This is a genomic window from Microcystis sp. LSC13-02, from assembly GCA_002282935.1.
GTDB lineage: Bacteria > Cyanobacteriota > Cyanobacteriia > Cyanobacteriales > Microcystaceae > Microcystis.
Window position 1 is genome coordinate 1 of the sequence record MTBT01000094.1, and the last position, 10,809, is coordinate 10,809.

The 10,809-nt window shown below is 41.4% G+C and carries 7 protein-coding genes and 3 pseudogenes; 3 read left to right on the plus strand and 7 right to left on the minus strand.

All coding sequences use genetic code 11. From position 1 onward, the window contains the following. Positions 1-25: 25 nt before the first annotated feature. The 6 genes and pseudogenes from BGL89_RS05505 to BGL89_RS05530 all read right to left on the minus strand — a co-directional run. Positions 26-517, minus strand: a pseudogene (locus BGL89_RS05505) (RNA-guided endonuclease InsQ/TnpB family protein); the annotation flags it as partial. Between the two features lie 390 nt (positions 518-907). Beyond that, positions 908-1,462, minus strand: coding sequence for a hypothetical protein (locus tag BGL89_RS05510; RefSeq protein ID WP_286824836.1), 555 nt, complete (start codon positions 1,460-1,462; stop codon positions 908-910). 453 nt (positions 1,463-1,915) lie between these two features. After that, a complete protein-coding gene (locus BGL89_RS05515; protein WP_286824837.1) occupies positions 1,916-2,386 on the minus strand; it encodes a DUF4079 domain-containing protein in 471 nt (156 codons plus the stop codon). 203 nt (positions 2,387-2,589) lie between these two features. Further along, on the minus strand, positions 2,590-3,447 hold the full coding sequence (locus BGL89_RS05520) for a glycosyltransferase (protein ID WP_286824838.1): 858 nt from the start codon (positions 3,445-3,447) through the stop codon (positions 2,590-2,592). 64 nt (positions 3,448-3,511) lie between these two features. Beyond that, a complete protein-coding gene (locus BGL89_RS05525) occupies positions 3,512-5,116 on the minus strand; it encodes a glycosyltransferase 87 family protein (RefSeq protein WP_286824839.1) in 1,605 nt (534 codons plus the stop codon). Between the two features lie 39 nt (positions 5,117-5,155). Then, positions 5,156-6,526 (minus strand): ArnT family glycosyltransferase, encoded by a 1,371-nt coding sequence (locus BGL89_RS05530; protein WP_286824840.1) that lies wholly within the window; start codon positions 6,524-6,526, stop codon positions 5,156-5,158. A 251-nt stretch (positions 6,527-6,777) separates the two neighbouring features. Between BGL89_RS05530 and BGL89_RS05535 the strand changes: the two genes are divergently transcribed. The 3 genes and pseudogenes from BGL89_RS05535 to BGL89_RS05545 all read left to right on the plus strand — a co-directional run bounded on the left by BGL89_RS05535 (position 6,778) and on the right by BGL89_RS05545 (position 10,575). Then, entirely contained in the window at positions 6,778-7,842 is a 1,065-nt protein-coding gene (locus BGL89_RS05535) for a formylglycine-generating enzyme family protein (RefSeq protein ID WP_286824841.1), read from the plus strand. Between the two features lie 138 nt (positions 7,843-7,980). Next, positions 7,981-8,828, plus strand: a pseudogene (locus BGL89_RS05540) (glycosyltransferase). An 88-nt stretch (positions 8,829-8,916) separates the two neighbouring features. Next, on the plus strand, positions 8,917-10,575 hold the full coding sequence (locus tag BGL89_RS05545) for a glycosyltransferase family protein (RefSeq protein WP_286824842.1): 1,659 nt from the start codon (positions 8,917-8,919) through the stop codon (positions 10,573-10,575). A gap of 111 nt (positions 10,576-10,686) precedes the next feature. Here the strand turns inward: BGL89_RS05545 and BGL89_RS05550 are convergent. Continuing rightward, positions 10,687-10,809 (minus strand): annotated as a pseudogene (locus BGL89_RS05550) (RNA-guided endonuclease TnpB family protein); the annotation flags it as partial.

Genomic DNA, 10,809 nt, shown 5'->3' on the forward strand with positions numbered 1-10,809 from the left:
TTGACAAAAATCGCTAAATGCCTTTCTATATAAGGGTTCCATCCCTTATAACCCCCGTCCATTGCATAACACAAACCGAAGAGCCATATTTCAACCCTTTTTTAAGAATATTTATTGCTGCATTATGATCCCTATCTAAGACTGTTTGACAATTGGTCCATTGATGAGTTCTAGTGCTTAAGGTTTTTTGAACTCTCGTCCCACAAACTGAACAATCTTGAGAAGTGAAATGCGGGGGAACAGCAACACAAACAATCCCATAAATCTTGGCAAAAAATTCAAACCATTCAGTGAATTGATACCAAGAAGCATCAGAAATCGACTTAGACAGCTTACGATTTTTGACTAAGTTTCTTACCTTTAAAGCTTCATAGACTACCAGATCATTAGACTGGACTAACGCTAAAGCGTCTTTAATTGCTTTGTCTTTACGTTGTCTTGACACTTTAAGATGAAGTTTAGCTACTTTTATCCGTTGCTTGTAATAGTTGTTAGACTGTTTCTTCCCTTTACCGAAATTTTGGGTTCGATCAGCTCGAATCTTTCGTTGATCGAGAAAGCGGCGCACAGAGAAGGTATAGACAACTTAGCAACGATTTAGGGACTTTCGGGCGAATTATCTGTCAGTCTTTGACTGTCTAAGATGCTTTTAATAGGGTCAAAAATATTATCACTGCTAACAATTCAGGGGAAATATTCTGGAGCAAAGAACAGCAAGACTTAATCCAGGAATAAAGTGATAATGCGTAGCTATGCGCTACAATAAATCAAAGGAATTGAGGTATTGATTATCGCAAAGTATGTTCAACCCTCCACGTCCAAACCCTTGTCAAGTGGGAGCAGATATAGCGTTTCTCATAAAGATGAAGTGTAACCTAATGTAGTCGTGCAAAATAAAATGAGATGACTATTCAGGAGAAGACAGGTCGCGGAAAATCTGGCTGGCAATGGCTGCACTCCGGCGAATTTGTTCAATTTCGGAAAGACTTTGCCAATTTTCGGTTTCTATATTGGTTTCGCTCTGGCCATTACGCATAGTATAGGCGTAGGGACGAGCAAAAACCTGTAAATCTTCTGGAGACCATTGGGGAAAGAGATCGCTAAGACAAACAACAAGGCGATCAAGCTTGTCTAATTGACTATCAACTAGATTTTCAGCGCTTTCTACTAGACGATTTAAATGTTCGGCCGGCAATAAAGAGGCAAATTTATCAAAGATATTAGACCGGGGTGAAACGGAAACTGTCGGGAATTTTTGGTGTAAACTATTAAAGAATCTATCAGCTTCTGCCTCGATCGCCGTCGCTTCTAGGCCTTCACACAGAGAAAAGGGCGTTTCTGTCAGGTCTAAGGGATCATGACTCTCAACAGCGGTTACACCCCAGGGATAGGTGACTTCTTCTTCAATCAGGATTGCTAGAAGTTCCGCGGTAATCTGTTCGGATAGGGATAAATGGCTCATAAATAACAATCCATGTTTTAGCCTTTGTGGTGTTCAATAAGTAACTACATCTCGGTTTTGACAATTTCCGAAGCTACAAACAGACTCTTGGTGCAAGTCAGGCAAGGAGGCACTCTTGCCAATAATTAGGGTTGGCTGAATAAATCTAAAAACCTTGTTGGGTAAGACTTTTAGACTTTTTGTCAATCAAAAAGTACCAGGCATGGGAGTGATCAGGGGGAAAATCCCCCATCCCCCATCCCCCATCCCCCAACCCCCAACCCCCACCGAAAAACTTTTTCAGCAGACCCTAATTATAGCGGTTCTCGTATCTGTGAGGTACAGTTTAACCTTTGCTGATTAAGCTTTTCAGGATTGAGAATGTACCTTTTGTTAACAGGAAACGCTATAACTTTGAAAGCACTTTTTAAGGTTGGATGCGTCTGATGACGCATCCTATATTTTCAAAGTTTCTTACATTTTGCTGAGAATACGCTGGACTATATCCATTCCTGTGAAGGCTTGCCAGCCAAAAAGACCTAAAATGACGGCATTAAGGGTAATATGAGTGATTCTGGCCAATTCATTGCCTTTTTGCATTAAAGGTACTAAAGCGGCGCTGATCGAGATTAAACCCACCATCCCTAAACCCGCCAGCAGATGGGGACTGACAAATAATTTACCGTTATTAATATAAGTCACCGCCATACCCCCGATCGTCCCCAACACCATTAAAGCGAGGATTAGGGAGCCAATTTGATAGTGTTTAGTGCGAAAATCCTTGGGCAATAATTCTTTTTTTAGGTCTTTATCTGCTGTCCGCGTCCGTCGCCATTGTAGCCCCGAATAGAGGGCATAGATAGTTAATCCTAATAAAACCCACATTAGAATGGGATGGCCAAATTGTGACCAAGTTTTTACGGCACTGGGAATCTCGAAGTTCATAGTTGTCTGTTCTCATCAAAGATCGCTTCTTAATAAAAATTAACATGAATCGCTCACTCTTCCTTATTTTTCGGGTCATTAGACCTGTCAGACTAGATCAGCAAGATAGCTCACCATCACCACTACTCGCCGCTCCCCGCTCTCCTATAGCTTTTCAACAGGATTTAGTAAGAATAATGCCTGAAGCCGCAAAACTAAGGGTTTCAACCTAGACGCGGTTTAGTGATAATTCTTTGACAATAGAGTTGAATTCCTTGCAGCTTGGCTAGGGAGAATTTCGGTTTAATGGGAAGGATCAGTAAAGACATAAAACTCATCCGCAGCAAGCGATAAACAAGGATAGTTAAAGTCGTATGTTTTTCGAGACTGAGAAGATAACTATAGATATTATGAGTTAGTCTTAGATAACCATAGCGACGGGTGATAGAAGATGGTTCATGAATGATTTTAATCTGATTGGTAACAACAACTAAATAGCCTTGATTTGCGTATCTTCGGGAAAAATCAAAGTCTTCGTAGTAGAGAAAGTAATCGGTATCGAAATGGGGACAAGTGGAAAAATTCGAGAAATTAATTAATAAACTGCATCCCGTCACCCAGTCGGGAATTAGATAGGGTTTATCTCGATAGTCTAAGGATTCCTCTACTACGTTAATTGTGCCGATTTTTGCATTAAATTTTCCCCAACCAAACCAGATTTTACCATCCGGTTCGTAAATTTCTGTACCGGCGATGGCAACTTCCGGATATTGCTGAAAAAATTTGCTTGCTTTCTCCAGAGAGTCCGGTAATAAGTAAGCGTCGGGATTAACTAACCAAACGATAGCTTCTCTGTCTTGTTGATAAATCCAATCAAGTCCCAGATTACATCCTTTCCCAAATCCCAAATTTTCCCCCGCTTCAATAGTCTTGACTCTTTCAGCTGCTAAAGATTGGATATTTTTATCTTCAATGGAATTGTTAACAATGATTAGAGTAGCAGATAAGTCATCGTTGAGGGAAGCGATTAAACGCTTAATTAATTCCGCGCAATTGTAGTTAACGGTCAATATATAAATCATTACAGATAAAAGGTAGGAGTCACTGGCAATTAACAATTGTTAGAGCATAGCTTTCCCGTGAGAATTACTTTTTCTCAAGACGACAGAGATTAAATTTTTCGATTTTGGTGGGAAAGGGTTGACAACTTTGGAAGTCAATAACGAGATTTTCCTTAGCTAAATCCTCCACTATATCAGGGGATTTTTTATTAAAGTCCGTCTGGAGAATGTAGAGAGATTCTAGGGGAGTATTAGCAATAAATGTCTCGGCATTTTTTCGCATTAAAGTTCCCTCACTGACTCCAGTATTGCCTTTGAGTCTCACAAAACGAGTGGAAGCGGGAAAATAAGGAACGATAAAAGATGTCCCTTCATCTCCCCAGATAACAATCGTGGAATTTTCGTAGGGTTTTAATGCTTGACTATCGATACCAAAATAATTATCTGACCATCCCATTCTCCACCAGTCTAAGGGTTTGACTGTAGCAGCAATTAAGGTAAAAATAGCGATAGAGATTATAAAAACTGTCCTTTTATGAGGATAAAGATAGGCAATAATCAGGATAATTAAAACCGGTGTGATTAACTCTAGAACCATCAGATAGCGATAAATAGAAAACCCCTTTAACCAGATCAGATAGGCACTACAATAAAAAGGTAGTAAAAATCTGAGAATAGGTAAATGGACTAAATTATTTTGTTGCTCTAGAGAACGGCGAGAGGTGTAGCGATAAATAATTACTCCCAGAAGAATAACAATTAAAAGATAGGCAATAGCAAAACGAGTCTCTTTAAATTTTACCTCAGCCACTAGGGTTTGTTCCTGCACAAAATAAAAGGGATAAAATAAAAATTGCCAAACATCTTTCGGTAAAAAGCGTGCATCTTGCAGGTTAAAATCTGTTTCGATGTAGGGAGATTGAAAAATTTTGTTGAAAAAGGGAAAAAGGGGATTAGCAAAATTAGTCCACATTAGGATTATCCAATAACCCATCGTCAGGGAAAATCCCACAGCCATAGAGAGAATTAAGGACAGAAGATTACGCAGCTTTTCCTGGATGGTAGTGGTTAAAAAACTAATCGCCACGATTAAACTGATACTATACAGTGCCGTGGTCAATTTTAGTCCCGTTGCTAGTCCTAAAAGCAATCCTGCGAGAATTATCGTTTTAACCTTAACCGGTTGATTACGACCAAGACAAGCGATAATTAAAAATAATCCTGCCAAAACAAAAACACTGCTGGTACTATCGCCGATACTGGTTCCTAACTCTGATAGAAAAGCTGCCCCAAAAATACTGGTAATTGCTGCCGCTATGCTTAAAGTTATCTTGTATCTTTCGCAAACCTTATCGAAGGAGTGATAAGTGATTAAATGAACCAACCACTGATTTAAACCGTGAAATCCTCCCAAGAAAAAACCGACCACCACAGGAGGTAGTTTTAAGTAATGGATAGCGACGAAAAAGGGAACATCAATCAGGGGATTAAAAAAAGTTTGTATCTGCGCGGGTAGGACATCATACTTAAACCTTCCTGTCAATAACATATAGGGATTATAGAAATGATAATTGCGTAAATCCCAACTAACATCTTGACCTAAAATAACCGAGATAATTCCCAAAGCAATAAAGTAGATAATTGCCCAAAATAAGGGATGAGAAAGTGGAAAACGTTTGAGGATTTTCATAATTAGAAAATTAAGATTTATTTGTTTAGTTTTACTAGCTTAACTTGGCAATTTATAGTTAAGGATGAGATGGAGATTACCTAGTAACAATCCCAAAAAGAAAATAGGCATGATTATCTTAACAAAATTAGTTAAAATTTCCGATTTTTTCTCGGTTAAATCATTAAAGAAAAATCCTCCTAAAGTAATTGCCGTTCCGATAATAAAGTAATATCTACCGTAAGGGGAACTCAAAACCCAATCCTTAATATTTAAATTCACCGACCAAACGACAATAAAAATAAAGATAGTGGCAGCACCGATAAAATCAGGGTTCTTACGAAAATCGTCTAAGAATATACCAAGCACTAGAAAGAGAAATCCATAGTAAGGAATTACATACCAAGCGTAGTAATGACTTTGAGCGCCAGAAAAAATAAGAAGAATTGTATAGATTAATATAGGAAAAGTAACTAATCGTATTTTAGATATTTTTAAAGGAAATCTAGCAACAAGCAGTAAAGTTATCCAACTAAAAATCAACCAACCATCCTCAAAAAAAACTGTGGGTAGAACTAGATTTTTTAACATAGCAAAATCCGTAAAGCGATTTTTATGTTCTTGAAGGGTGGTTAAAAACCAACTAAAATCATAAAACCAACCATAAAGGTAATATAAACCTAAGGATAAAACTGCCGTCAGAGAAGCGATTAAGCTATCTCGCCAATTTTTTTGTAATAATAGTAAAGCGACTAGAGAAGCGAGGATATATAATCCTGTCACCTTAACTAAAGGTGCTAAACCACCTAGAAATATAGCCAAGTATAGATACTTTTTTTGAGAATTTTCACCGTACTGAAGGAATAAAAGTGCTACCGCTAAACTTAGACATAATAATAAATTTTCACTAACTGCTAAACGAGATAAAAAAACCGTATTGGGGTTAGTGGCAAAAATTAAAGAAGTTATAATCGCCACACCGGTATTAGTCAAACGTAAAGCTAATAAATAAAGTAAGAAAATAGAGAGAGTGCCAAAAACTAAAGAAGGAATTCTAATTACTGTTAAACTACAGTCAAAAAATTCCTTTGCTCCCGATAAAATAGCCGTCATACCCACAATTAATCCAAACAAGGGAGGATGATCAAACCAAGGGGTAACAAAACGATAACGAACGGCAGTTTTTTCCCAAACTGTCACCAGAAAATCATCCGTGGGACTGAGGAAAGACCAACTGGTAGGAACTCCCTCTTGAATCAAACTCATGCCACTCCAAGCAAAGGCAAATTCATCTTGAGTCCAGTTATAGGGAGGCAAGGAATTGTACTGATAATATCTTAAGATAAATCCCAAGACCGTAATTAATACACCCAGAAATAGACGGTAATCAAACTTGCTAAAACTCTTTAATAGAAACTCTTTTTGGGTCATTATTTTGTATTTTTTTACTGTTTGTTTTCACTCAACCTGTGCCATTGTACCATAATCAATGGGCAAGCTTCTCGAAAAACAGCCCTCAGTTAAATACAGTATCGTCGCCCCAGATATCACCACTCTAGACTGAGATAGAGCCTTCTGGCTGTAAAGGATAAATATCAAAGACGAGAAAACAAGAAAATAAAAGAGCAAAAGTCATTACCCTAGTCGAGCGGCTATCGTGGGAAAGAATAGCGCAAAAAATCATGAAGAACTCAGAGTATCATCCGCATCGCTCGCTCCCGAGACGGCGTTTTCTCAAATTAACCGCCCTAGCCACAGGAGGAGCGGGTATTGCCACTATCTTAGCCCCCCGACGGACTAATTCCCTGACACAAACAGATCAAGCCAATCTCGATCGCTTTTTAACCGAGAGCGTTCCCATCGAAGCCAAGAGCCTAGAATTTAGCGAATATTCGTTTGAAACCGTAACAATCGCTCGTAATGGTGAGATTACCGCTCGCTCTCGCCATATGGCTCGCTCTACTCGCCAACCCCTCTCCCCCGGCATCGATCTAGAAATGGTCTACATCCCCGGTGGCAGCTTCCTACAAGGTTCGCCACCAGAAGAACGAGGGGATCACACTGGCAGCGAAAAACCCCAGCGTTCAGTGACAAACAAAGCCTTTTTACTGTCAAAATACCCGATTACTCAAGCCCAATGGCTGGCGATCGCATCCTTACCGCAGGTTGATATAGATATCAACGCCGATCCCGCTTTTTTCACCGGGTCAAATCATCCCATTGAACGGGTATCTTGGTACGAAGCGATCGAATTCTGTCAACGCCTTTCTAAAGCCACCGGCAGAGATTATCGCCTACCGAGCGAATCGCGCTGGGAATATGCCTGTCGCGCAGGAACTACCACCCCCTTTCATGCTGGCGAAACCTTAACCGCTGCCCAAGCTAACTATTATGCCGCCTTCAATCCCTACGCCGACGAACCACCAGGTAATTACATAACTCGCACTACCCCCGTGGGCAGTTATCCACCCAACGCCTTCGGCCTCTACGATATTCACGGCAACGTCGGAGAATGGTGCGCCGATGTTTGGCACCGAAACTATAATCGGAATCCCCCCCTCAACGGTCAATCCTGGCTCACTCCCGATGAGAGAATCCATCCCCGTCATCAAAAAGCCCGTCTCGTGCGCGGTGGCAGCTGGGGTGATGAAGCCAATCACTGTCGCAGTGCTAACCGAACCTTCTGTTTGCCTGAAAAACGTTACAGCGTTTTGGGGTTCCGCGTCATGGCCGAGATTAGCCAGTAAACCGGCAGCCAGGGAATCACGACCCCGTGTGATTGAATGGAAAGAAGTCTCGCTTATCCCAAATCAGATAGAAACTTTTTCTACTAGGCCGTCTATCTAACGTATTAATCCTCTTGTGAGCGAGTCAAAAATTTTTTCATGACCACCCAACAAATCCCCCCCTTTCTCCTCTGCCCGAACAGTCCTCTGCAAGTACCTTTTTCTCCTCCATTTGGGGAAATAAACGGCCAGGAGTTTGATCAGGAGAATTCCCTCCCTCATCCCCTCTCCCTGTCTCTGATTATCCCCACCTATAACGAAAAGCCGAATATTATTTCCCTGATCGCTATTCTTAACGATTTACTCGCTCAAACCCTCCCCGAAGATTACGAATTAATCCTTGTGGATGATGATAGTCCCGATCTTACCTGGGCAATCGCCGCCACTTTGATGACTCACTATCCCCGACTACGCGTTATGCGCCGGCAAGGGGAAAAAGGACTCTACTTGGCAGTGGTAAGGGGTTGGCAGCTGGCTTGGGGGGAAATTCTCGGCGTAATCGATGCGGATCTGCAGCATCCCCCCGAAATTTTGCTGCAACTCCTCGAGCAAATCCAAGCAGGAGCCGATCTCGCCGTCGCTAGTCGTCATGTAGCCGATGGAGGAGTCAGTGAGTGGCGTCTCACCCGACGTTTTCTTTCCAGAGGAACCCAACTTTTAGGATTATTAATTCTTCCCAGTGTGGTTGGCCGGGTGCCGATATCGCCAGCGATCAAAAGGGACTGAATCAACGCTTAAAAAGATTTTTCAAATTTAATCTCATCTGTTTAGCGGGATTAATTCTCAACGTACTGATCCTCAATTTTTTCTTTAATATTGTCGGGATTGATCGCTATCTGGCCAATTTAATCGCCATCGCAGTTGTCACGATCTGGAATTTCTGGATGAATCTCAAACTCAGTTGGCGAGTAACCGAGGTAAAATCGAGCAAAATCGTCAATAAGTAGCCAGTTAGTACTATTACTCCCAGTGCTTAATTTTCAGTTCATTCCTGTATACTAAACTATAAGATTTTTACCCTACCCTATCCCGATAATGAAATTACTAGGTCACAGATTTTTTATCCCTAGAGATTATCTTAAAATTATCGCCACTATCTTCGCTATTGCTACCATCGGTCTGGCAGTTGTCGGTAACTATGGCATCACTTGGGATGAGGCGATTGAAGTGGATATGGTGGTTCAAAACTGGGACTATATCCGCAGAAATAAGCCAATTCACGAAATGTCAAGGCATTATGGCTTTTATTTTAACTATATCTCTCAACTAATCTACGAAACTGAACAAAATATCTCTCCCGACACCCCCAATCTCCCCCCCAATCCCACCCCTAAGGATGAATGGTTAGCAAATATCTGGCAAGTAACTCGCGTTAAGCACGTCGTTACTTTTCTTTTTTCCCTGATTGCCTATCTGTCTGTGGTGGGAATTGTCGCTATCTTAGCGGGAATCGAATCCGCTTGGTTAGGTGCGCTAATTTTAGCCCTATTTCCTACTTTTTGGGGTCATAGTTTTTTTAACCCCAAAGATATCCCCTTCGCAGCTATGTTTACTCTGGGAACTTTTTCCGGTTCCCTGCTATTAGATAAATATTTCAAGACCGAAAATCAAACTATTAAACTAGGATTTAACTCTCTAACTCTCTATTCCTGCCTCTACGGAATTATCGCTGGTTTAATCACCGGAATTCGCATCGGCGGATTTTTTATCCTTTTTTATTTCATCTTCGCCCATCTAGTTGCCCGATGGAATTTAAAAACAATCCTCAAAACTATCGGGCGTTTTCTGCCCTTATACGCAATTATTATACTTTTTTGGGCAATAACCACCTACATAGTCTATCCTGCTGCTTGGAGAAACCCGATTACTTGGTTTATCGAAGCCATAACCCTAATGTCAAAATACAACATCTGGGATAATACGGTTCTCTTTGACGGTGAAAATATCCCTGGTCGTTCCCTGCCTTGGTACTATTTACCTCAGCTATTTTCCCTCACCACCCCCGTCCTCTGGCAAATTGCCGCAGTGGGGTTTACAGTTGTTATTTTGACAAAAATGACCAAATTAACGCCAAACCAGCGTGCTTGCGCCCTAATCACCCTGCTCCAAGCGTTTTTACTGCCCACCGTTGCTATACTACGCCAATCTACCCTCTACGACGGCATCCGTCACTTTTTATTTGTCATTCCCGCCCTCGCAGCGCTCGCAAGCACGGCCATTATTTGGACATACCACAAAATCAAACAAAAGTCAATAAAAATCTTTCTAACTACCCTTTTCATCCTGAACTGTAGCGTCATTGTCTATGACATGATTAGCCTCCATCCCTACGAATACACCTACTATAATCGCGCCTACGGGGGCTTAAAAGCCGCCCACGGTCAACAGGAAACCGATTACTGGGGATTAAGTCTAAAAGAGGGGATGGAATGGCTTAATCAAAATGCCGCCGCTAATTCTACCGTTGTCGTCGCCGGCCCGATGTTTGGGGCGGAAATGCTAGAGGATCACCAAAAAAACTTGACGATGATCTATCGAGATGACTTTGCTTGGGGAAAGGCCCCCGACCCCGATTATTATCTAGCTATATCCCGATACGATTATTTCCAAGCTTTCCCCCATTGTCCCATTGTTCATGCCGTTCAACGCCACGAAACCCCCCTAACCATCATTAAACATTGTCGTCAGCCATGATCGAAATGACTGCTGTTCCGCCGATTTCATTGCAAAACTACCGTATCGCCGCCATAATTCCCTGTCACATTGACATCCTCACCGCCGTAAACGGACGGTGATTCCCAAACCTCACGATTTAGGTTTCTGCTTCTTTCCCTTGGGGGGTTCCGCACCTGCCTTAACAGATTTACTCTGTTCTGGTCTTATGGTCGCTCTACAGACTGACACTGCAAGTCCTGCGGCCAAAATATT

What these genes read in the sequence shown, in the direction of transcription:
- BGL89_RS05510 (WP_286824836.1), bottom strand. Translation starts at nt 1,462, where the DNA reads ATGAGCCATTTATCCCTATCCGAACAGATTACCGCGGAACTTCTAGCA.
- BGL89_RS05515 (WP_286824837.1), bottom strand. Translation starts at nt 2,386, where the DNA reads ATGAACTTCGAGATTCCCAGTGCCGTAAAAACTTGGTCACAATTTGGC.
- BGL89_RS05520 (WP_286824838.1), bottom strand. Translation starts at nt 3,447, where the DNA reads ATGATTTATATATTGACCGTTAACTACAATTGCGCGGAATTAATTAAG.
- BGL89_RS05525 (WP_286824839.1), bottom strand. Translation starts at nt 5,116, where the DNA reads ATGAAAATCCTCAAACGTTTTCCACTTTCTCATCCCTTATTTTGGGCA.
- BGL89_RS05530 (WP_286824840.1), bottom strand. Translation starts at nt 6,526, where the DNA reads ATGACCCAAAAAGAGTTTCTATTAAAGAGTTTTAGCAAGTTTGATTAC.
- BGL89_RS05535 (WP_286824841.1), top strand. Translation starts at nt 6,778, where the DNA reads ATGAAGAACTCAGAGTATCATCCGCATCGCTCGCTCCCGAGACGGCGT.
- BGL89_RS05545 (WP_286824842.1), top strand. Translation starts at nt 8,917, where the DNA reads ATGAAATTACTAGGTCACAGATTTTTTATCCCTAGAGATTATCTTAAA.